This window comes from Spirillospora sp. NPDC048823 (assembly GCF_043198445.1).
Lineage (GTDB): Bacteria > Actinomycetota > Actinomycetes > Streptosporangiales > Streptosporangiaceae > Spirillospora.
The window spans coordinates 656,200-677,747 of sequence record NZ_JBICUT010000002.1; the positions used below are offsets into that span (position 1 = coordinate 656,200).

Genomic DNA, 21,548 nt, shown 5'->3' on the forward strand with positions numbered 1-21,548 from the left:
GCGGCGGTCGTCATCAAGAGCGAAGGAGGACTCCCGATGACAGCCACATTCCTTGCCCTCGCCAAGGTTCGCAACATCGGGATCATGGCGCACATCGACGCCGGCAAGACGACGACCGCCGAGCGCATCCTGTTCTTCACCGGCGTCTCGCACCGGATCGGCGAGGTCCACGACGGCGCCGCCGCGCTCGACTTCATGAAACAGGAGCGCGACCGGGGCATCACGATCACGTCGGCGGCCACGACCTGCCATTGGGCGGTCGACGGCGCCGAGCACACCGTCAACCTCATCGACACGCCGGGCCACGTCGACTTCACCATCGAGGTCGAACGCTGCCTGCGCGTCCTCGACGGAGCCGTGACGGTGTTCGACGGCGTCGCGGGCGTCGAGCCGCAGTCGGAGACGGTGTGGCGGCAGGCCGACCGGTACGGCGTGCCGCGCCTCTGCTTCGTCAACAAGCTCGACCGGGCCGGCGCCGACTTCCACCGGTGCGTGGACATGATCCGTACGCGGCTCGGGGCCGTGCCGCTGGTCGTGCAGCTGCCGATCGGATCCGAGGCCGGGTTCGAGGGCGTCGCCGACCTCGTCACCCTCCGGGCGCACGTCTGGTCGGACGGCGGGTACGCGGTCGTGGACGTCCCGGCGGCTCTCGCCGAGGACGCCCGGCGATGGCGCGCCACACTCATCGAGACGGTCGCCGAGCACGATGAGGAGGTCATGGCCCTGTACCTGGACGGCACCGAGCCGTCGCAGGAGCAGCTGCACGCCGCGATCCGGCGGCTCACGGTCGCGTCGGCGGTCACCCCGGTGCTCTGCGGGAGCGCGTTCAAGGACAAGGGCGTCCAGCCCCTCCTGGACGCGGTCGTGCGGTACCTGCCGTCGCCGCTGGACGTCGAGCAGCCGGACGCCGGGACCGCCTCGGACGAGGCGCCGCTCGCCGCGCTCGCGTTCAAGATCATGAGCGACCGGTATCTGGGCCGGCTCACCTTCGTCCGGGTCTACTCGGGACGGCTGGAGTCCGGTGCCCAGGTGCTCAACAGCGTCAAGTCGCGCAAGGAGCGCATCGGCAAGATCTACCGTGTGCACGCGGACAGCCGCGAGGAGATCGAGTCGGCGGGCGCGGGCGACATCGTCGCGGTCATGGGCCTGAAGCAGACCACGACCGGCGAGACGCTGTGCGACGACGCGCACCCGGTGGTCCTGGAGTCCATGGACTTCCCGGACCCGGTCATCGAGGTCGCGATCGAGCCGAGGTCCAAGGGCGACAGGGAGAAGCTCGGCGCCGCCATCCAGCGGCTCTCGGAAGAGGACCCGTCCTTCCAGGTCCACGACGAGAACGGGCAGACCGTCATCGGCGGCATGGGCGAACTCCACCTGGAGATCCTCATCGATCGCATGAAGGTGGAGTTCGGCGTCGGCGCCAACGTGGGCCGGCCCCGCGTCGCCTACCGCGAGACGATCCGGCGGCCCGTGGACCGGGTCGGCTACAAGCACCAGAAGCAGACGGGAGGCAAAGGCCAGTACGCGAAGGTGCAGATCTCCCTCGAACCCATCGAGGACGGGTACGAGTTCGTCAACAGGGTCACCGGCGGGCGGATCCCGAAGGAGTTCATCCCGTCCGTGGACGCGGGCTGCCAGGAGGCGATGCAGACCGGCGTCCTCGCGGGGCACGAGATGACGGGCGTGCGGGTCATCCTGCTCGACGGCGACTTCCACTCCACCGACTCGTCCGAGCTCGCCTTCAGGATCGCCGGTTCGATGGCGTTCAAGGAGGCGGTCCGGGGCGCGCGTCCGGTGCTGCTCGAACCGGTGATGGCCGTCGAGGTCACCACACCGGAGGAGTACCTGGGGTCGGTGATCGGCGACCTGAACGCCCGCCGCGGCCGGGTCGAGGGCACCGGTGAGCGCGCCGGCGCCCGGGTCGTCCGCGCCCTGGTCCCGCTGTCGGAGATGTTCGGCTACGTCGGGGCCCTGCGCGGCATGACCTCCGGCCGCGGCGTCTTCTCGATGCAGTTCGACGCCCACGCCGAGGTCCCGCCCCCGGTCGCCGAGAAGATCATCTCGGCGGGCTAGGCCCCGGCCGGCCGGGGCCGCACCGGCCATACCGGCCGTGCGGCCCCGGTCGGCTTCGGACGGTCACGCAGACCGGCGGGCCACTGCTGCGCACGACGCGCCGAAAGGGGCCCGGCGGGTCGCCGGGCCCCTCCGCACTGATGCGGATCAGGTGCGCGAGGCGGTCCCCGCCGGCTCGGTGCGGCGGCGGGCGAGGAGGGAGTCCAGCGCCCACGCGCCCGGTCCGAACACCGCGATCAGCAGGAACGCCCAGCAGAACATCGCCGCGCTCTCGCCGCCGTTGCGTATCGGCAGCAGCCCATCCGGCTGGTGGATGACGAAATACGCGTACGCCATCGAACCGGACGCGAGGACGGCCGCCGGGCGGGTGAACAGGCCGGCCAGGACCAGCGCGCCGCAGACGAACTGGATGAGCGCCGCCCACCAGCCCGGCCAGGCGGCGAAGTCGAGTGCCTGGCCGCTGCCCCGGTTGCCGCCCAGCACGCCGAACAGCGACGCCGTTCCGTGGCACAGGAACAGCAGCCCGACGACGGCGCGGAACAGCGCGAGCACCGGCTGGCCCAGCCGGTCCACCGAGATCATCTCTCGGTCACCCAGCCGGTCATGATGCCCATGACGCCCTTGAATCCCTCCTCGGACGCCCGGTAGGACGCGGTGATCTTCAGGGTGTCGCCCCGGTCGATCCGGCCGATCGGGCTCCCGCCGCACGACGGCATGTCGGAGATCTCGGTGTTGCCGTGGTGGTCGATGAACTCCGGTGTGCCGCCCTCCTCGGCCACGCTGCGGCACATCAACTGCCCGGTGGTGACGTTCTCGGTCTGCACCGCGATGCCGCCGTGGTGCACGTGCCCGCGGATGTGGACGAGGTCACCCGAGATCGTCGAGCGCCACGTCCGGGAGTTCTCGCTCTCCTGCCCGGGGGGCGTGTCCCAGGTCGAGTCCGCGCAGCCGCCGACGTCCAGCCAGAGCGGCGTGACCGGCGTGATGCGCGAGCCGAACGCGGATTCGTAGGTGAAGGTGAACTCGACGTAGACGGTCTTCTCCTGGTGCGCGTGGTTCATCAGGTCGGCGAGCAGGCTCCAGCGGTCGCGGGACCCGATCCGGAACCCGTAGCCGGCCGGGAACACGCTCTCCACCCGCTCGTTGCCGGATGCGAGGACGCGCTCGGGCCCCATGCAGACGGTGTCCCGCGCGGCCGAATTGAAGATCACCGCATGGTGCAGCATCGGCCCGGTGTTGATGTTGGCGTTGCTTCCGTCCGCGTAGACGAGATTCGGCTTGAAGCCCGTGACATAGCAGTTCTCGCAGGGCTTCTCGATGTTGAAGTCGATCTGGTTCGGCAGCATTCCGTGCTCGCCGTCGGCCGCCCCCGGAATGGTGTAGGGGCCGTACCGCACCGTCACGGTCTGCGACTGTGCCGCCGCCGGTTCGGTCTTCGTGGCCGGTGCCGCCTGGGCGGTGGCGGGGAGCAGCACCGCGCCGGCCAGCGCCGTCGCCGCGCCGATGACGACGAGGAATCTTCTGAGGGACAAGGTCTCCTCCTTGGGGAGCCGCGCCGAGCGGGGAACCGCGGCGCATTTTCTGCATGCGGCGGCTGACCGATATGAAGGGGTTCACAGATCATTCCGCGTCAATGCGGAATCGGTCGGCCGCGACGTCCACACGGTGAACCGGGTTCGACTCGAAGTCAATTGTGCCCCCGCACAATCGGGCCGCCCTGGACCGCTGAGCAGTGAGTTCACCGAAACGCCGGAAAACAGACCGGTGATTTCGCCGATATTCCCGCGGGCCGGGAGGCGGCGGCGGGCGGCCGGGATGCACACGTCCGCGACCCGGGACCTTCCGGGCACGCGGCCGGACGCGGGGACACCGCCCCCGCTAGTCTCGGCTGACCGGGGCACCGGCCCCGGCCGATCCGCGAGGGGGGAGTCCGCAGGTGTTCGAGTCGGTGCTCGTGGCGAACCGCGGCGAGATCGCCAGCCGGGTCATCCACACGGCGCGCGCGATGGGACTCAAGGCCATCGCGGTGTACTCGCAGGCCGACGCGGACCTTCCGTTCGTGTCCGAGGCGGACGAGGCCGTCCTCATCGGCCCCGCCGATCCCGCGCGCAGCTACCTCAACGTCCCCGCGATCCTGGAGGCCGCGCGCAGGACGAACGCGCAGGCCGTCCATCCCGGTGACGGGTACCTCGCCGAGAACGCCGCGTTCGCCCGCGCGGTCGCCGACCACGGCCGCGTCTGGATCGGGCCGCCGCCGCTGGCCATCGCCCGGATGGGCGACAAGATCAACTCCCGGAACCTGGTGAAGGAGGCGGGCGTCCCCGTCGCGGCCGGCGTGTGGGAGCCCGTCCCGGACGTCCGGACCGCGGTCGAGGAGGCCGAGCGCATCGGCTACCCCGTCATGGTCAAGCCCGCCGCGGGAACCGGCGGCATCGGCATGGGCGTCGCCGCCGACGAGGAGACGCTGCGCGAGGCCTACACGGCGGCCCGCGCCGGCGCCGAGCGCCTGTTCGGGCCGGGTTCCACCGGCGGGGACGATGTACTGATCGAACGGTTCGTGCCGGGCGCCCGGCACGTCGAGGTGCAGATCCTCGGCCTCGCCGACGGCACCGTCGTGGCGCTCGGCGAGCGGGAATGCTCCGTCCAGATCCGCCACCGGCCGATCGTGGAGGAGGCCCCGTCGCCCTGCGTCACCCCGGCGCTGCGTGAGCGGATGCTCGCCGCCGCCGTCCGCGCGGGCGAGGCGGTCGGCTACCGCGGCGCCGGCACCGTCGAATGCCTCGTCGACCCCGGCGCGCAGGAGTTCTACTTCTTGGAGATGAACGCCCGCCTGGAGGCAGAGCACGCCGTCACCGAGTCGGTGACCGGCATCGACCTCGTCGAGCAGCAGTTCCGCGTCGCCGCCGGGGAGCCCGTCTCGTTCACCGGCACGGCGCCGCGCGGCCACGCCGTCGAGTTCCGCGTCCGCGCCGAGGATCCGCAGCGGTTCCTCCCCGCGTCGGGCCGTATCGAGGTGTGGGAGGAGCCCGTCGGCGACGGCATCCGCATCGACGCCGGATACACCGAGGGCACCACCGTCACCCCCCACTACGATCCGCTGCTCGCCAAGCTGTGCGTCCACGGCGACGACCGCGACCACGCGCTGCGCCGGGCCAGGGCCGCCTTCGAGGCGTTGCGCATCGAGGGACCCGCGACGAACCTGCCCTTCCTGCGCGAAATCCTCGACCGTCCCGAATTCGCGGACGGGACCTACGACATCGGGCTGGTGGCCCGCATGCGGGAAGGGCACGCCGATGGATGAGCGCTACTGCGACCGGTGCGGTGAGCCGGCCGCCGGCGGCGACCACGCCGCCTGCCGCACCGCCCGCCTGATGGAGCCGCCGCGCTACTGCCCGCGCTGCCGCCGCCGCATGATCGTCCAGGTCACGCCGCTCGGCTGGACGGCCCGCTGCTCCGAGCACGGCGTGCTGGAACCGGGCACCGCGTCCTAGACGTCCTCGATCAGAGCGCCAGGGCGTAGGTGATCAGGTCCACGCCCGGGACGGGCGCCCAGTCGCGGTCGGGAGTGCGGACGAAACCCATGCGCTCGTACAGGCGGTGCGCGGCGGCCATGTCCGGCCCGGTCGACAGGCGCAGGCCGGTGAGCCCGGCGGCGCGGGCACGGTCGGCGCACGCCCGGACCATGGCGCGGCCGACGCCCCTGCCGCGGGCCTTCTCCCGGACGGCCAGCATGCGGAACTCGGCCTCGTCCGGCCCGGCGACCTGGGCGTAGAGGCTGCCCGGCGGACAGTACGCGACGGCCCCGGCGACCCCGCCGCCGAACTCGGCGACGAGCAGTTCGGATTCGGCGGCGCGGGCGGTGGCGTCCCGGAGCGTGCTCACGTACGAGGACGTGGGCGACACCAGCCCGCCGTCCACATAGACCTCCGCGGTCAGGTCGCCGATCAGGCCGTACTCGTCCGGGCGGGCCGGGCGGACGATCACCGGGTCAGACACCGGTGGTCTTGCGCGGGTAGGAGACGTCCGGGTCGGTGGCGACGTTGACCAGGTACGGGACGCCCGAGTCGAACGCGCGGCGCAGGGCGGGCCCGATCTCGTCCGGGTCGGTGACGAGCTCACCGGCGCCGCCGAGCGCCCTCACGACCTCGTCGTAGCGGCAGTGCGGCTGCAGGTCGGCGGCCACGTCATAGCCGTACAGCATGCGCATCGGGTGTTTCTCCAGCCCCCAGGATCCGTTGTTGCCCACGATCATGACGACCGGCAGGCCGTGCCGTACCAGGCTATCGGCGTCCATGAGCGACAGGCCGGCGGCTCCGTCGCCGAGCAGCAGCACCACCTGCGCGGCCGGGCGGGCGAGGCGCGCCGCGATCGCGTAGCCGAGCCCGGTGCCGAGGCAGCCGTACGGGCCGGGGTCGAGCCAGCCGCCGGGCCGCCGCGGCTCGACGTACTTGCCCGCGTAGGAGACGAAGTCGCCGCCGTCCCCGATCACCACGGCGTCGTCGTCGAGGACCTTGGACAGCTCCCCGTAGATCCGCAGCGGATGGATCGGGTCGGCGCCGGACGCGAGCAGGTCGATGTCGTCGGCGATGGCGGCGCAGGTGGTGTCGCGCAGGCCGTCCTTCCACTCCGCGTACACGGTGGGGGACACGCCCGCCTTCGCGCATGCGGCGGCGAGGTCGGCGAACAGCAGGGACAGGTCCCCCGCCGCGGACCCGGCGGGGCGGAGGTGGGACGCCAGCTGCGAGGGCGCGTCCGCGAGGTGGACGACCTTGGCCGTCCCGTCACCGAACGAACCGTAGCCGAGGCGGAAGTCCAGCGGCGTGCCCGCGACGATGACGAGGTCGGCGTCGCCGAACGCGGCGCCCCTGGCACGGGTGACGAGCAGTTCGTGCCCGGCGGGCAGGATGCCGCGCCCCTGCCCGTTGGCGACCACGGGCAGCCGCAGTTCCTCGGCGAACGCGCGGGCGGCCTCGTCGGCACCGTCCATCCAGACGTCCGAGCCCAGCACGAGGACGGGGCGGCGCGCGGCCTTCAGGAGCGCGGCGACGCGGGCCAGCGCCGCCGGGTCGGCCGGGCGCTCCGGCGGCTCGGGGATCTTGTCGGCGCCGCCGCCCGGGCCGGCGGGGCCGAACAGGTGGTCCATGTGGACGTCGAGGAACACCGGCCCGCGGTGCGGGGCGGCGGCCGTCGCGAAGGCGCGGGCGACGTCGGAGGCGAGGCTGTCCGGCCCACCCGCCGTCATCGCCAGCTTCGTGACGGGCGCGAGGAGCGGCGGCTGGTCGAGTTCCTGGAGCGCGCCCGCGCCCCACCGGCCCAGCGGCGCCCGGCCGCCGAGCACGACGACGGGGGACCCGTTGAAGTGGGCCGTCGTGATCCCGCTGACACCGTTCGTGACGCCGGGGCCCGCCGTCAGGACGGCCAGGCCGGTGCGCCGGGTGAGCCGCGCCGTCGCCTCCGCCGCGAACACGGCGGTCTGCTCATGCCGGACGTCCAGGATGCGGGGCGCCGCGTCCGCCGCCGTCTTGGCGCCGTCCTCGCCGACCGCGCCGTCGTACAGCGGGAACACATGCCCGCCCGACAGCGTGAACATCGTTTCGACGCCGTGCCTGCGGATCTCCGCGATCGCCGTGTCGCCGCCGTGCCGAGCCGTCATGCACGCACCGTAACAAGCAGTTGCTTACTCGTGCATTAGTAGTTAGAGGGTTGACGACCAACACCGTCCCACGATTGATTGGCGGGGAAGCCGACCCCCTGGAGGTGCCGATGCCGGTCCCGCGCTCGATCCTCGGCAGGCAGGACGTCGCCGACATGGACCTGGACGTCGTCGCCGGCTCATGGCCGGACGACGTCCGCGGCCACTACGTCGTCAGCACGTCCGACCAGCGGACCCGGCCCCTGCACGCGTTCTTCGGCGACGGGATCATGGCCAGGCTGTCCCTCCGGCCCGGCACGGACGGCGCGCCCGCCGGCCGCTTCGCCTGGCGCGCCCGCGTCGTCGACACCCCGTCGGTCCGGCTGCGGGCCAAACGTCCCGACCTCTTCACCGCCGGTCCGGTCGGCACCAGCTCACCGTGGGGGTTCGTCAACGCCGCCAACACCGCGCCGCTGCCGTGGGGCGACCGGCTCTTCGCGACCTGGGACGCGGGCCGCCCGGTCGAGGTCGACCCCGTCACGCTGGAGTTCGTCGCCGAGGTCGGGCACCGCGACGACTGGAAACCCGCCATGGACCAGGCCGTCCTGCCGCTGATCTCCACCACCGCCCACCCGGTCGTCGACCCCGAGCGCGGATGCCTGTGGAGCATCAGCCGGGACGTGCTGTCCGGCGCCGTCTCCGTGATCAGATACGACGGCACGGGAACCCGCGTCCAGCGCTGGGACGTCGAGAACGCGGCTCTTCCGCAGGCCACGCACACCATCACCCAGACCCGCGACTGGCTCGTCCTCGCCGACACCGCCTACAAGATCGACCCCGAGGAGGTGTTCGGCGGCGAGCGGACCGTCGCCAACAACCCCGACGGTCCCGTGCTGCTCATCCGCAAGGACGACCTGGCCCCGGGGTGCGGAACCGTCACCTGCAAGGAGTTCCGCATCGCCCCCGAGGTCAACCACTTCTACGCCCGCTACGACGATACCGACGGCGTCCAGGTCGTGATGGAGCACAGCGAAGGCGTGGACATCGGGATGTACCTGCGCGAAGACGACATCGACGTGCACGGCCACCCGATCGACCCGGCGCTGCGCGGCATGTACTGCCACGGCATGACACCCGCGCTCACGACCGTCCTGCAGTTCGACCCCGAAACCGGCCGGGTGCGGGAACGAGCCCGCGCCCGCGATCCGGAACGGTGGTGGCAGGCCGAGCTGTCCGCCATCGACTGGAGCATCGAAGGCCAGACCGACCCGACCCGGCACCACCTCGTCTACCTCGGCTTCCACCCGGAGGCCGTCAACCGGCGGGCCATGAGCAACTACGAGGGCCGCATAGACCCGTCGCTGTTCCCGGCGGAGGAAACGCCGGCCGTCCTGGTCACCCACGACCGCGAAGACCTCAAGGCCCTGTCCGAGTGGACGTTCTCCGTGGACGACTACCCCACGTCCCCGTCGTTCGTCCCACGCGGCCGAGGCGGAACCCGCTATGCCGGCGCGAATCCCGGCGGCCACGAGGGATACCTGGTCGTGGCCGTCCACAACGACGACCGGTTCCGCATCGAACTCTTCGACGCCGCCGACGTGGGGCGAGGCCCCGTCGCCGTCCTGGCACCGCCCGGCGGGACGACGATGCCGTTCCTGATCCACTCCGCATGGATGCCCGAAGCCGTCCCCGCCCCCGACCTGGAACGGCATCGCTTCGCCGACGACCTGGACGCCCGCCTCGACCAGCTGGACCCCGACCTGGCCGCCACCGCCCACGAGGTGGCCGCCGACCTCGACGCCCGCTGACCTAGGTGTTCAGGTCCCGGCAGGACGACTCGCCGGGGAGGAGGGGGCGGAGCCGGACCGAGTACGTCTTGCCCCCGCTGCGCCAGGCGATGCCCGGGCGGGTCTCGGGGACCTTCCCGGACGGGACCAGCGTGCAGATGCCGCCCGCCGCCTCCACCCCGTCGCCGAGCGGGCCGAGCGGCCACTCCTTGACGGTTCCCGTCCCGAGGGTCTCGCCCGCCAGCACCGCCGTCCTCCCCGGCGTGTACGGCTCGGGCGGCGCGGCCTGGTCGGACGCGGGCCAGCCCGCCGGGTCGAGGCGCTTCAGGAACGCCGACTCGGCGCCCGCCTGGGATTCGGGCTGGATGATCCGGGTCTTCGCCTCGCCCATCGTGACCACGGTGATGATCGCGTCCGCGATCCGGTCGGAGCCGACCGTGTGAGAACGGCCGAAACCGGCCGCGCGGGCCCCGTCCAGGAGCCGCTGAAGCGCCTCCGGCTTCAGGCGGTACTCCGTCAGCCCGCCCCGCGCCCCCTCGGACGCGGCGACCGCGCGTCCCGAGGAGTAGAGGGAGAAGTCGGGGACGCTTCCCGGACCGCCGATGCCCGCGATGCCGCCCGTCTTCCGCCAGCGCAGCACGAGCTGCTCACCGGCGGGCTCCTTGGCGGGGGACGAGGACGAGGTCGGTGCGGGGGACGGGGGCGGCGGCCCTGCGGTCCCGGAGTCGTCGCCGCACGCGGTCAGCGCCATGCAGGCCGCCAAGGCCGTGCAGGCGAGCAACGGCGCCCGGCGGGTACGCGTGTACGGACCGGCCATGACAGTTGGACGCCCGCCCCACCCCCTGGGTTCCGCCCACCGAACCTCTTACAAAAACGGCCGCGGAAGACTGTGGGATTCGGCGACCGTCCGCGCGACGGCCCCGCGCTAGTGTCACGCGTTGTGAGTGTGCTCGTGGTCACCGGGACGTGTACGGGCGTGGGCAAGACCGTCGTCACCGCGGCTCTGGCCGCGGTCGCCGCCACGCGCGGCGCGCCCATCGCCGTCGTCAAGCCCGGCCAGACCGGTACCCGCGACGGGGAGCCCGGCGACCTCGACGACGTCCGGAGGCTCGCCGGCCTCGACGACGTCCACGAGTTCGCGCGTTTCCCCGACCCGCTGTCGCCCGCCGCCGCGGCACGCCGCGCCGGCGTCCCACCCGTCCGGCTGCCCCACGTCGCCGAACGCGTGCGGGAACTGTCCGGCGACCGCCGCCTGGTGCTGATCGAGGGGGCGGGCGGCCTCCTCGTCCGCTACGACGACGAGGGCACCACGATCGCCGACCTCGCCCGCTGGCTCGGCGCCGCCGTGGTCGTCGTGACCCGCCCCGGCCTCGGCACCCTCAACCACACCGCCCTCACCCTGGAGGCGATGGCGCACCGCGGCGTGCAGCTCGCGGGCGTCGTCATCGGCGAATGGCCGGACGACCCGGACCTCGCGATGCGCAGCAACATCCGCGACCTGGAGACCATCGCGGCCCGGCCGCTGTCGGGCGCCCTGCCCGCCGGCGCGGGCGCGCTGGACCCGGCGGAGTTCCTCCTGGCCGCACACCGCGGCCTGGCCCCCTCGTTCGGCGGCGGCTTCGACGCCGCCGCGTTCCGCGACAGCTTCGGCCTCGACAAGGAGTAGTACGTGAGCGACATCCTCGACGTAGCCCGCCGTCAGGTGCTGGACGAGGGCAGGGGCCTGACCGCCGACCAGGTCCTCGAATGCCTGACCCTCCCGGACGACCGGGTGGGGGACCTCCTCGCGCTCGCCCACGGCGTCCGGATGCGCTGGTGCGGACCCGAGGTCGAGGTCGAGGGGATCGTGTCGCTCAAGACCGGCGGCTGCCCCGAGGACTGCCACTTCTGCTCGCAGTCGGGCAAGTTCGAGTCGCCCGTCCGCTCGGTGTGGCTGAACATCCCCGAACTCGTCGAGGCCGCGAAGGAGACCGCGAAGACCGGCGCCACCGAGTTCTGCATCGTCGCGGCCGTCCGCGGACCGGACGAGCGCCTCATGTCGCAGGTCCGCGACGGCATCAAGGCCATCAACGACGCCGTAGAGATCAACATCGCCTGCTCGCTCGGGATGCTGACCCAGGAGCAGGTGGACGAGCTGTCCGCGATGGGCGTCCACCGCTACAACCACAACCTGGAGACGGCCCGCTCCTACTTCCCGAACGTGGTCACCACCCACTCGTGGGAGGAACGCTGGGACACCCTCCGCATGGTCAAGGACGCCGGCATGGAGGTGTGCTGCGGCGGAATCGTCGGCATGGGGGAGACCATCGAGCAGCGCGCCGAGTTCGCAGCACAGCTCGCCGAACTGGAGCCCGACGAGGTCCCGCTGAACTTCCTCGCACCCCGCCCCGGTACTCCGTTCGCCGACCTCCCGCTGGTCGAGGGCGCCGACGCGCTCCGCACCATCGCCGCGTTCCGCCTGGCCCTGCCCCGCACCATCCTCCGCTACGCCGGCGGCCGCGAACTCACCCTCGGCGACCTCGGCACCCGCGACGGCATGCTCGGCGGCATCAACGCCATCATCGTCGGCAACTACCTGACCACCCTCGGCCGCCCCGCAGAGAAGGACCTGGAACTCCTCACCGACCTGCAAATGCCCATCAAGGCCCTAAGCCAGACCTTGTAGGGCGAGTCACTGGTCGGATGCCTCCGCTGGGCTCAGTCGTCCCAGGGCTTCCATTCGGCGGTGTCGATCTCGATGTCGAACGGGTCGGGGAGATGGATCGTCTCTCCGAATTCCCAGGACTCCTGGTGCAGGTATGCGGCCAAGCTCTGGTCCGGAATGGAGTACAGGATGGAGCGCGCGACCTTGGGGGAGCGGTCGACCAGGAGGTAGTAGGGGATTTCGGCAGCGGCGTAGCCGTTCCATTTGTTGTTGTCGTGCCGGCGTTTGGCTGGCTGCTGGTCGTACTCGGCGTTGCTGAGCGAAGTCACTTCCACGACCAGCTCGACCTGGTCAGGCACGAGCGTCCGCACCCCGGAGCGTCGCGCGGCCAGATATACGTCCTGGTCCGCGATCATCAGGTCCGGGACGAACCCTTCACCGACACCAACGAGGGACATACCGGTCCCCTGGTCCGTTTTCCAGACGTAGTCGGGCTGAAGCACGTGTGCACGAACCAGGGCGTAGTTGATGTCCCCAGCGATGGCGTTGTGCGGGAGCCCGGGCGGTGGTGACACGACGACCTTTCCTCCGATGACCTCGATCCGGGATCCTTCGGGGGCGTCGACGTAGTCATCGAGTTCACCGCGTGCCCACAGGTTGTAGGGCGTGTCGGGCAATTTCGACAATTCGTCTTCAGACAGGACTCTCACGATCCGTGACTCCTCCCTCACGATCTGCTCCCAGTCAGCGTAGAGAAGGGATGCACCCAGCGTAGCCAGATCCTTCGAACCTGTGGTCGAGAATCGTGAGGGCGCCGAGGGTGAGGCGGGACGAGGCCGGAGGTCAGCGGCGGAGGCGGGTGATGAACTTGTAGCGGTCGCCTCGGTAGAGGGACTGGGCCCATTCGACGGGCTGGCCGGTGGTGTCGAAGGCGTGGCGGGAGAGCAGCAGCATGGGGAGGCCGACGTCCACGCCCAGAAGCTGGGCGTCGTGGGGGGTGGCGAGGACGGTCTCGATGGTCTCCTCGGCCTCGGTCAGGTGGACGTCGTAGGCCGTGGCGAGCGTCTCGTACAGGGAGCGGTGGCGGGGGAGTTCGCGGCGCAGGCCGGGGAAGCGGCGGGCGGGGAGGTGGGAGGTGTCGATCGACATGGGCTCGCCGTCGGCGAGGCGGAGTCGGTGGATGCGCAGCACCCGGCCGCCGGGGCGGATGGCCAGGAGGGTGGCGAGCTGTTCGTCCGCGCTGACGTATCCGGCCTCCAGGATGCGGGTCTCGGGGCGCAGCCCGTGGTGCCGCATGTCCTCGGTGTAGCTGACGAGCTGGAGTTCCTGCGACACCTTCGGCTTGGCGACGAAGGTGCCTTTGCCCTGGATGCGCTGCAGGCGGCCTTCGACGACGAGTTCGGCGAGGGCCTGGCGGACGGTGGTGCGGGAGGTCTCGTACTTCTCGGCGAGGGTCCGTTCGGGCGGCAGCGGGCTGCCCGGCGGGAGCGACTGGATCAGCTCGACGAGGAGCTCTTTGAGCTTGTAGTACTTGGGGATACGGGGTGCCTGATTCGGGTGGCGCTTACCGATGTCGCCGAGCGAGGCCCGATCGAATCCGTGCTCGAATCCGCCCCCGTGCCGGGGCCCGCCCCTGACCTCCGTCACGGCATCTCCTCACGTTCACCATCGGTTTTCCCCGATGTTATGCGTGAAGACTACGGGCGGTAGAAGACGCCACATCCGCCAGGGCCTCCCCGAGGCGTGTGAGGTCCGACTCCCGCAGCGTGGCGCGTGCGGTGAGGCGGAGGCAGGCGCGGCCCTTCGGTACCGAGGGCGGGCGGAAGCAGCCGACGTGAAGCCCGTGCTCCGCGCAGATCCCGGCGGCGCGGACGGCGGCGTGCGGCTCGCCGAGGAAGACCGGGACGACGGCCGCGCCGGGTTCGCGGGTCTCCAGGCCGGAACCGGCCGCGAGCCCGGCGATGCGGCGGGCGCGGCCGCGGGCGCGGGCGGGCAGTTCCGGGTCGGACTCGAGGACGTCGAGGGCGGCGAGCGCTGCGCCCGCGGCGGGCGGGTTCAGGCCGGTGTCGAAGATGAACGACCGGCCGGTGTCGACCAGCGTTCCGATCACCTCGGGGGCGCCGAGGACCGCGCCGCCCTGGGAGGCCAGCGATTTCGACAGGGTCAGGGTGAGGATGACGTCCGGCTCGCCCGCGAGGCCGGCGGCGTGCGCCGCACCCCGGCCGTGGTCGCCGACGACGCCGAGCGCGTGCGCCTCGTCGATCACCAGCAGCGCACCGTGCGCACGGACGACCCTGTGCAGCGCCCCCAGCGGAGCGAGATCGCCGTCCACGGAGAACACCGCGTCGGTGACGACGACGGCGTCGTCCTCCTCGCGTCCGGCCAGCGCCCGCTCCACGGCTGCGACGTCCCGGTGCGGGACGATCACCACGCGGGATCGCGACAGCCGGCACGCGTCCACGATGGAGGCATGGTTGACCTGGTCGGACACGACGAGCGCGCCGGGCCCCGCGAGGGCCGTGACCGCGCCGAGGTTGGCGAGGAAGCCGGAGGAGAAGACGAGCCCCGCGGGACTGCCGGCGAACGCCGCGAGCCGCCGGTCCAGCTCGGCGTGCAGTTCGGTGGTCCCGGTGACGAGACGCGAGCCGGTGGAGCCGGTGCCCCAGGCGCGGGCCGCGGCGACGGCCCCCTCGACCAAGCGCGGGTCCCCGGAGAGCCCGAGGTAGTCGTTGGACGCCAGGTCGGCGAGTCCGCCGGGTCCGGCGGGACGGGGACGCAGCGTCCGCCGCAGCCCGGCCTCGGCGCGCCGCGCGGCCGCGTCCCGGAGCCGGGCCAGAGAGTCTCGTCCTGCGGTCATCCGAGAATCCTGTCAGGCCGCCCGCGGGCAGGGGGACCGGGCCCGGCGCCAAAGGCGATCGGCGATGATGGTCGCGTGCCTACCTTGACCGATCTGGTCCGCGATCACACCGACCTCACCGAGGCCGACCTGGAGTGGCTGCACGCGCTCGTGTCGGACTGGCAGCTCCTCGCCGACCTGTCGTTCGCCGACCTGCTGCTCTGGGTGCCGCTGCGGTCGGCGGACGCGCTGCCCGCCGACGCGGCCTCCCGCGGGGGCCGGGGGCAGCGGGGCGCGATCGACACCGGCGCGACCGTGCCGGGCTGGGTGGCGATCGCGCAGATGCGGCCGACGACCGGGCCGACCGCCTACCCGGAGGACCTCGTCGGAAAGGTCGTCCGGACGGGACGGCGCGGGCTGATCGACGTTGCGTGGCGGGAGCGGCGGATCGTCCGGGAGGGCGACCCGGAGTGGGGCAGCGGCATCCCCGTCCGGGAGGAGTCGATCCCGGTGCGGCGCGGCGCCAAGGTCCTCGGCGTGATCCAGCGCAGCACGAACCTCAGCTCGGCCCGCACCCCGAGCCGGCTGGAGCTGACGTACCTGCAGAGCGCCAGCGACCTCGCGACGATGATCTCCGAGGGGCGGTTCCCGGTGCCGGGGGACGAGCCGAACATGGTCCGCTCGCCGCGCGTCGGCGACGGGCTGATGCGGCTGGACCGCTCGGGCCGGGTCACCTACGCCAGCCCCAACGCCCAGTCGGCCTACCGGCGGCTCGGCTACCCGGCGGACCTGGTCGGGGAGGCGCTGGGGCAGGTCACCGCCGACCTGTGCGACACCGGCGAGCCGATGGAGGAGGCGCTGAGCGTCGTCCTGTCCGGCCGCGCGCCCCGCGAGGTGGAGGTCGAGTCACGCGGCTCGATCATGCAGCTGCGGACGATCCCGCTGGTCGTCGGAGGGACGCGGATCGGCGCGATCGTGCTGTGCCGGGACGTGACCGAGCTGCGCTGGCGGGACCGGGAGCTGCTGACCAAGGACGCCACCATCCGGGAGATCCACCACCGGGTGAAGAACAACCTGCAGACGGTCGCGGCGCTGCTGCGGCTCCAGGCGCGGCGGCTGCAGGTCCCGGAGGGACGGGCCGCGCTGGACGAGGCGGTCCGGCGCGTCGGATCCATAGCGATCGTGCACGAGACGCTGTCGCACACCCCCGACGAGCTGATCGACTTCGACGACATCGCGGACCGGGTGATCACGATGGCGGCGGAGGTGTCCACCCCGGAGACGAAGGTCACGCCCAAGCGGACCGGGAGCTTCGGCGTCCTGCCCGCCGAGGTGGCGACGCCGCTGGCGATGGCGCTCACCGAACTGCTGCAGAACGCCCTGGAACACGGCTTCGCCAGCCGGTTCGGGACCCTGGAGGTCGTCGCGCAACGCCACGGCGAGGGCGGCGAGGCGCGCGAGCGCGGCGGTGTGGCGGTCTGGGGTGAATGGCCGGCGGCCGGCGATCACGAGTCCCGCGAGGCCCCCGTCGAGGAGCCCGCCGGGCGCCGTCTCGTCACGGTGGTCGCGGACGACGGCGTCGGGCTCCCGGCGGACTTCGACGTGGAGAGCAGCGACAGCCTCGGCCTTCAGATCGTCCGCACCCTGATCGTGGGGGAACTGGGCGGCCGCCTGGACTTCCGTCCCCGCCCCGGCGGCGGCACGGAGGTCGTCGTGGACGTCCCCCTGGACCACCACCGCCCCAGAGTCTGATCGCCTTTCCCTCCTCCCCGGAGCCTGGCCCGGGGCTCGGGAGGCGGCTCCGTTCTCGGCGGGGACGGCGAAGCACCCGCGGCCGGTGGTGGTCACGGGTGCTTCGGGAGAGTCTCATGGGGGCGGTTCGCTCTCCGGCCGGGAGGCTCGGAGGCGGCGCCGCTACGGGGCCGACCGGGGGGCAGGCCGGGCGTGGGTCAGAGGCTGGTGCGGGCTCGGATGCGGGAGGCACGGCGCTTGAGGGCGCGGCGTTCGTCTTCGCCCATTCCACCCCAGACGCCCGAGTCCTGGCCGGACTCCAGTGCCCAGCGCAGGCAGGCGTCGGTCACGTCGCAGCGCCGGCACACCTGCTTGGCCTCTTCGATCTGCAGGATCGCGGGCCCGGTGTTGCCGATCGGGAAGAACAGCTCGGGGTCCACGTCACGGCAGGCTGCGCGGTGGCGCCAGTCCATGCGGTCCACTCCTTCGTCAGGTGGTGGAGTTGCTCCACTTTTGTGAACGATTTCACATGTCGCGAACTCCCGGGGTGGCGGTAGCCAGGTCCAGGGGTGAATGTTCGGCGGCGCTTGCGAGCAGGGAAGCCGACGGCGTTGGGGCTCCTGTCTCGGAAAACGCACTTTGAGCCTGTCAGGGCGGCGCAGGCGGACGCAAGACCTTTGAGAAAGGATTCTCAAAGTATGGGTGTCGCATGTGTCACACCCGCGGGACGGGCGTGTTACTTGGCTCTCACCTGGCACACCATGACCCTGCGGAGTGAGAGGACGCGCCTTAAATGACGACGCGTATCGCCTTGGGAACGGACCGGAACGTCACGCTGCGTTGCTCGCCGAGGTAGTCGCCGTCCAGCTGAAACGCCACCGGACGGTCTGCGCGCAGCGTCACCTCCGACGCGTCGTGCACGTTCACCACGTGGCGGCCCTGGAGGGGACGGGCGCGGGCCGTCAGCATCTGCGCCACCGCCCCCAGCGTCGGACCCACCTCCAGCGAACGGATTCCGAACACGTCCAGGCCGCGCGCGAAGTTCGCCCTCGGGCTCGGATTCACCGGGACATGGCCCATGTAAGTCCACGGAGAGGTATTGGAGATAAATGCCAGGAACAGCCCCGTTTTCGGGGGACGTCCGGGCTGCTCCAAAGTGAGGGCGGGACGCCGCCGATCCGTACCGGAGAAGAAATGCCGGATCGCCGTCCGGACGTACAGCGACGTATAGGCCGTGGCCCCGGCGGCGCGGCGGCGCTCCACCTCCCGGACGACCTCCGCGTCCAGCCCGACGCCCGCGCAGAACGTGAAATAGCGTTCGGCGCCGCCGTCATGGCTCGCCGTCCCGAGCCCGACCGTCCGGTACCGGCCCGCCCGCAGCGCCTCCAGCACCGACTTCGTCGCGCCGATCGGGTCGGCGGGCAGGCCGAGCGTCTTGGCGAACACGTTCGCGCTGCCGGACGGCAGCACCGCCAGGGCCGGCAGATCGGGGGACGGCCCGTCGGCGAGCAGCCCGTTGACCGCCTCGTTCACCGTGCCGTCACCGCCGAGCGCGATCACGACGTCGTAGCCGTCCACGGCCGCCCGCCGGGCCAGTTCGGTCGCGTGGCCGCGGTGGCCGGTCTCGGCGAGGACGAGGTCGAGGTCGCCGGTGAACGCCCGCATGAGGATGTCGCGGGCCCGCCGGGAGGTGGAGGTCGCCTTGGGATTGGCGATGAGCATGGCGCGCACGGCGTCAGCGTACCGAGCGTTCCGGATGCGTTCGCCCGGCGTTCGCCTCCGATCCGGGTGCGCACGGGGGCGGCGCGGCACGGGAGTAGGGTTTCGGGTTGTGTCGAAGCGTCCCTTCACCGTGCAGGCCGCCGCCGCTCTCGAAGCCGCGGAAGGCGTCGCCGCCGTCGGATTCGGCGTCTACACCGGCGTGGAGACCGCCCGCGGCGCAGCCGTCGATCCGGCCAGCGCGATCGGGGTGACCGTCCTGTCCCTCGCCGGCGGCCTCGGGATGCTGGCCTGCGCCCGGGGGCTGCTGCGCGCCGACCAGTGGAGCCGCGCGCCCACGGTGCTGACCCAGCTGTTCGCGCTGCCGGTCGCATGGTCGCTGTGGCAGAGCGAACGTCCCGCCATCGCGATCCCGATGGCCGCGATGGCCGTCCTCGCCCTGGTGGCCGTGCTCAGCCCGCCCAGCACCGCCTGGCTCATCGAGGACCACGACGAGGAACACGCACCGGACGCGGGGGACGAGAGGGACGGGGACGAAGGCGACCGCGCCGACGGCCACGGGAACGAAGGAGACGGGGACGAAGGCCGCGGGGGCGGCGAACGCTCCGCCGCCGCGGAGGCGCCGCCCACGGAATCGCGCTCTCTGGGGCAACGCCTCAAGGACCGCTTGAAGGTCGACGACACGAAGAAGTGATCGGGCGCCGAGGGAGCCGCAAGGCCCCTCGGCACCGTCCGGCACCGTCGGCTACTCGTCGGCGGTGAGGCCCTCGCGGAGCTGGGCCAGGGTGCGGGCGAGCAGCCTCGACACGTGCATCTGGGAGATGCCGAGCTCGGCGGCGATCTGCGACTGGGTCATGTTGCCGAAGAACCTCAGCAGCAGGATCTTCTTCTCCCGGGCGGGCAGCTTCTCCAGCAGCGGCTTGAGGGACTCGCGGTACTCCACGCCCTCCAGCGACTCGTCGACCATGCCGAGCGAGTCGGCCACCGCCGGGGCGTCCTCGTCACCGGAGTCGGGGGCGTCCAGGGACACGGTGGAGTAGGCGTTCGCCGACTCCAGGCCCTCCAGCACCTCCTCCTCGCTCATCTGCAGGTGCGCGGCGAGTTCGCTGACGGTCGGCGCCCGGCCCTCGCGCTGGGCGAGGTCGCTGATCGCCTTGGTCAGCGACAGCTTGAGCTCCTGCAGCCGGCGCGGGACGCGCACGGCCCAGCCCTTGTCGCGGAAGTGCCGCTTGATCTCGCCGACGATGGTGGGGGTGGCGTAGGTGGAGAACTCCACGCCCCGTTCCAGGTCGAACCGGTCGATGGACTTGATCAGGCCGATGGTGGCGACCTGGATCAGGTCGTCCAGCCACTCGCCGCGGTTGCGGAAGCGGCGGGCGAGGTACTCCACCAGCGGCAGATGGAGCTCCACGAGCTGGTCGCGGATGCGCTGGCGCTCCGGATCGCCCTCGGGGAGCACTGCAAGGCGCTCGAACAGGGCACGTGCACGGGCCCGGTCGGGCACCGCGCTCTCGGTCCGCTCGGTGCTCACGTCGGCGACCGTCTGCTCCGTCGTCGTCTTCTCCGTCACGGGGACCCCGCCGTACCGCGCCGTTTCTGCAGCGTCACGGTGACCCTGTCGTCGGCGCCCACCTGGGCGTCCACCTCGCCCGCCAGCGACGAGAGGACCGTCCAGGCGAAGGTGTCGCGGCTGGGCTCCTCGCCGTCCACGGTGAGCACCGACACGGAGATGCGCATGGCGTCCCCGGTCAGTTCGAACTCGCATACCAGGTCCGTCCCAGGGACGGCCTGGGCGAGCAGCATCGCGCACGCCTCGTCGACGGCGATGCGCAGGTCTTCTATCTCGTCCAGCGTGAAGTCCAGCCTGGCCGCAAGCCCCGCGGTGGCGGTCCGCAGGACGGACAGGTAGGCGCTCGCGGCGGGCAGCTTCACCGTCACCACGTCGCGGACGGACAACTTCGTACTGGTCGGCATCGCAGCGGTTTCCTCGGTCACGTCACTCCCTCGCAGGATGGTCCCGCTGCTTCGAAACTACCGCCTGCGAAGCACTGTGGGAGACTCCGGCGCGCGTGGCTTTCTCACCAATGTCCGCGCCGACGTGAAACGACGTGTTCCAAACCTCCTGCGAGGGAGGCGTGCATCACGTGTGCGACCCGGCCGGACGGGGCTCGGCGGGCAGCAGCGCGCCCCGGTGGGCGATGACGCGGGCGGCGAGGACGCAGGCCGTCTCGGCCGCCGCCCGCCGCCCGGCGCCGCCGAGCCTGGCCGCGAGGTAGCCGCCGTTGAACGCGTCGCCCGCCGCCGTGGTGTCGACCACGGCCACGCCGGGCACGGCCGGGACGGACTCCTGGACGTCGCCGTCGGCGATCACGCACCCGCGCTCGCCGGTCTTGACGGCGATCTCGGCCACCCCGGCCGTTCGCAGACGGCGAACGGAGTCGGCGGCGGAGGCGTCCCCGAAGACGGCGCGGTCGTCGGTGAGGGTCGGCAGCGCGATGTCGGTGCGGGACAGGACCGCGGACATGGCGGAGGCCGCGGCGGCGGGCGAGGACCACCCCGCCGGGCGGTAGTTGCCGTCGAACGCGACCAGCCCGCCGCGCCGCCGGGTCTCGTCCAGGACGGCGAGCAGCCGTTCCCGTGCCCGGCCGGTCATGATCGACAGGGAGATCCCGGAGAGGTAGACGAGGTCGTGACCGGCGAGGGCGTCGTCGACCTCGTCCGGTTGGGAAGGCCCGAAAAGGCCCCGGGCGGCCGACTGCGACCGGTAGTAGTGGAACGTCCGCTCACCGTCACCGTCTGTGCGGATCAGGTAGAGGCCGGCCTGCCCGCCGGGGACGGCGCGGGTGTGCCGTGCCCCGACGCCGTGGGCGGCCCAGGACTCGGCCATCAAGGCGCTGTAGGGGTCGTCGCCGATGAGGGTGGCGAACTGGACGTCGGCCGTCCCGGGGGCGGTGCTCCGGGCGAGGTAGGCGGCGACGTTGAAGACGTCCCCGGCGTATCCGAGCGCGAGCCGGTCGGGGGCGACATGGCTCAGTTCGATCATGCACTCGCCGATCAGGGCGATCCGGGCGGGTCGTCCGGGGTTCGCCGGGACCACGGTGTCCAGCGTGCTCATGGGGTCCTCTC

General features: G+C 72.0%; 21 protein-coding genes. 8 read left to right on the forward strand and 13 right to left on the reverse strand.

Annotation, left to right across the window (positions count from 1 at the left end; translation table 11 throughout):
• The first annotated feature begins 36 nt into the window (after positions 1 to 36).
• On the forward strand, positions 37 to 2,073 hold the full coding sequence (gene fusA / locus ACGFK0_RS06545) for an elongation factor G (RefSeq protein WP_392901101.1): 2,037 nt from the start codon (positions 37 to 39) through the stop codon (positions 2,071 to 2,073).
• A 147-nt stretch (positions 2,074 to 2,220) separates the two neighbouring features.
• On the opposite strand, the gene ACGFK0_RS06550 is transcribed toward fusA, so the two are convergent.
• A complete protein-coding gene (locus tag ACGFK0_RS06550; protein WP_392901103.1) occupies positions 2,221 to 2,655 on the reverse strand; it encodes a DoxX family protein in 435 nt (144 codons plus the stop codon).
• Complete coding sequence (locus tag ACGFK0_RS06555) at positions 2,652 to 3,605, reverse strand: hypothetical protein (protein WP_392901106.1); 954 nt, start codon at positions 3,603 to 3,605, stop codon at positions 2,652 to 2,654. Before ACGFK0_RS06555 ends, ACGFK0_RS06550 begins: the two co-directional genes overlap by 4 nt.
• Before the next feature lie 404 nt (positions 3,606 to 4,009).
• Between ACGFK0_RS06555 and ACGFK0_RS06560 the strand changes: the two genes are divergently transcribed.
• Together ACGFK0_RS06560 and ACGFK0_RS06565 are read left to right on the forward strand one after the other, a co-directional pair.
• The gene (locus ACGFK0_RS06560; protein WP_392901108.1) at positions 4,010 to 5,374 is read left to right on the forward strand and encodes an acetyl/propionyl/methylcrotonyl-CoA carboxylase subunit alpha; all 1,365 of its coding nucleotides are present in this window, start codon (positions 4,010 to 4,012) and stop codon (positions 5,372 to 5,374) included.
• Complete coding sequence (locus tag ACGFK0_RS06565) at positions 5,367 to 5,564, forward strand: hypothetical protein (protein ID WP_392901110.1); 198 nt, start codon at positions 5,367 to 5,369, stop codon at positions 5,562 to 5,564. The genes ACGFK0_RS06560 and ACGFK0_RS06565 overlap by 8 nt, the downstream gene beginning before the upstream one ends.
• 10 nt (positions 5,565 to 5,574) lie before the next feature.
• Here ACGFK0_RS06565 and ACGFK0_RS06570 read toward each other — a convergent pair whose 3' ends face one another.
• On the reverse strand, positions 5,575 to 6,069 hold the full coding sequence (locus ACGFK0_RS06570; protein ID WP_392901112.1) for a GNAT family N-acetyltransferase: 495 nt from the start codon (positions 6,067 to 6,069) through the stop codon (positions 5,575 to 5,577).
• On the reverse strand, positions 6,062 to 7,726 hold the full coding sequence (locus ACGFK0_RS06575; RefSeq protein WP_392901114.1) for an acetolactate synthase: 1,665 nt from the start codon (positions 7,724 to 7,726) through the stop codon (positions 6,062 to 6,064). The genes ACGFK0_RS06570 and ACGFK0_RS06575 overlap by 8 nt, the downstream gene beginning before the upstream one ends.
• Positions 7,727 to 7,836: 110 nt before the next feature.
• On the opposite strand from ACGFK0_RS06575, the gene ACGFK0_RS06580 reads away from it, so the two are divergent.
• Positions 7,837 to 9,513 (forward strand): carotenoid oxygenase family protein, encoded by a 1,677-nt coding sequence (locus ACGFK0_RS06580; RefSeq protein WP_392901117.1) that lies wholly within the window; start codon positions 7,837 to 7,839, stop codon positions 9,511 to 9,513.
• 1 nt (position 9,514) lies between these two features.
• Here ACGFK0_RS06580 and ACGFK0_RS06585 read toward each other — a convergent pair whose 3' ends face one another.
• A complete protein-coding gene (locus tag ACGFK0_RS06585; protein ID WP_392901119.1) occupies positions 9,515 to 10,243 on the reverse strand; it encodes a hypothetical protein in 729 nt (242 codons plus the stop codon).
• A gap of 189 nt (positions 10,244 to 10,432) precedes the next feature.
• Here ACGFK0_RS06585 and bioD point away from each other — a divergent pair, with 189 nt between their 5' ends.
• A complete protein-coding gene (bioD, locus tag ACGFK0_RS06590; RefSeq protein ID WP_392901121.1) occupies positions 10,433 to 11,158 on the forward strand; it encodes a dethiobiotin synthase in 726 nt (241 codons plus the stop codon).
• Between the two features lie 3 nt (positions 11,159 to 11,161).
• Positions 11,162 to 12,157 carry a biotin synthase BioB gene (bioB, locus tag ACGFK0_RS06595; protein WP_392901123.1) on the forward strand — a complete coding sequence of 332 codons (996 nt, stop codon included), beginning with the start codon at positions 11,162 to 11,164 and terminating at the stop codon, positions 12,155 to 12,157.
• Positions 12,158 to 12,189: 32 nt separating this feature from the next.
• Here bioB and ACGFK0_RS06600 read toward each other — a convergent pair whose 3' ends face one another.
• From ACGFK0_RS06600 to ACGFK0_RS06610, 3 genes are all read right to left on the reverse strand, one after another.
• On the reverse strand, positions 12,190 to 12,867 hold the full coding sequence (locus ACGFK0_RS06600) for a Uma2 family endonuclease (RefSeq protein WP_392901125.1): 678 nt from the start codon (positions 12,865 to 12,867) through the stop codon (positions 12,190 to 12,192).
• Between the two features lie 112 nt (positions 12,868 to 12,979).
• The gene (locus tag ACGFK0_RS06605) at positions 12,980 to 13,708 is read right to left on the reverse strand and encodes a GntR family transcriptional regulator (RefSeq protein ID WP_392901447.1); all 729 of its coding nucleotides are present in this window, start codon (positions 13,706 to 13,708) and stop codon (positions 12,980 to 12,982) included.
• 112 nt (positions 13,709 to 13,820) lie between these two features.
• Complete coding sequence (locus tag ACGFK0_RS06610; protein WP_392901127.1) at positions 13,821 to 14,993, reverse strand: 8-amino-7-oxononanoate synthase; 1,173 nt, start codon at positions 14,991 to 14,993, stop codon at positions 13,821 to 13,823.
• A 75-nt stretch (positions 14,994 to 15,068) separates the two neighbouring features.
• Between ACGFK0_RS06610 and ACGFK0_RS06615 the strand changes: the two genes are divergently transcribed.
• Positions 15,069 to 16,724, forward strand: a complete 1,656-nt coding sequence (locus ACGFK0_RS06615) for a sensor histidine kinase (RefSeq protein WP_392901129.1) — start codon at positions 15,069 to 15,071, stop codon at positions 16,722 to 16,724.
• 197 nt (positions 16,725 to 16,921) lie between these two features.
• On the opposite strand, the gene ACGFK0_RS06620 is transcribed toward ACGFK0_RS06615, so the two are convergent.
• Complete coding sequence (locus tag ACGFK0_RS06620; RefSeq protein ID WP_358454760.1) at positions 16,922 to 17,176, reverse strand: WhiB family transcriptional regulator; 255 nt, start codon at positions 17,174 to 17,176, stop codon at positions 16,922 to 16,924.
• Positions 17,177 to 17,492: 316 nt separating this feature from the next.
• Positions 17,493 to 18,434, reverse strand: a complete 942-nt coding sequence (locus ACGFK0_RS06625) for a diacylglycerol/lipid kinase family protein (protein WP_392901132.1) — start codon at positions 18,432 to 18,434, stop codon at positions 17,493 to 17,495.
• Positions 18,435 to 18,534: 100 nt separating this feature from the next.
• Here ACGFK0_RS06625 and ACGFK0_RS06630 point away from each other — a divergent pair, with 100 nt between their 5' ends.
• Entirely contained in the window at positions 18,535 to 19,116 is a 582-nt protein-coding gene (locus ACGFK0_RS06630) for a hypothetical protein (protein WP_392901134.1), read from the forward strand.
• Between the two features lie 51 nt (positions 19,117 to 19,167).
• Here the strand turns inward: ACGFK0_RS06630 and ACGFK0_RS06635 are convergent, their stop codons facing one another.
• From ACGFK0_RS06635 to ACGFK0_RS06645, 3 genes are all read right to left on the reverse strand, one after another.
• Positions 19,168 to 19,926, reverse strand: coding sequence for an RNA polymerase sigma factor SigF (locus ACGFK0_RS06635; RefSeq protein WP_392901449.1), 759 nt, complete (start codon positions 19,924 to 19,926; stop codon positions 19,168 to 19,170).
• Positions 19,927 to 19,988: 62 nt separating this feature from the next.
• Complete coding sequence (locus ACGFK0_RS06640; RefSeq protein ID WP_392901136.1) at positions 19,989 to 20,417, reverse strand: anti-sigma factor; 429 nt, start codon at positions 20,415 to 20,417, stop codon at positions 19,989 to 19,991.
• A 145-nt stretch (positions 20,418 to 20,562) separates the two neighbouring features.
• Positions 20,563 to 21,537, reverse strand: a complete 975-nt coding sequence (locus ACGFK0_RS06645; RefSeq protein WP_392901138.1) for a sugar kinase — start codon at positions 21,535 to 21,537, stop codon at positions 20,563 to 20,565.
• Between the last annotated feature and the right edge of the window lie 11 nt (positions 21,538 to 21,548).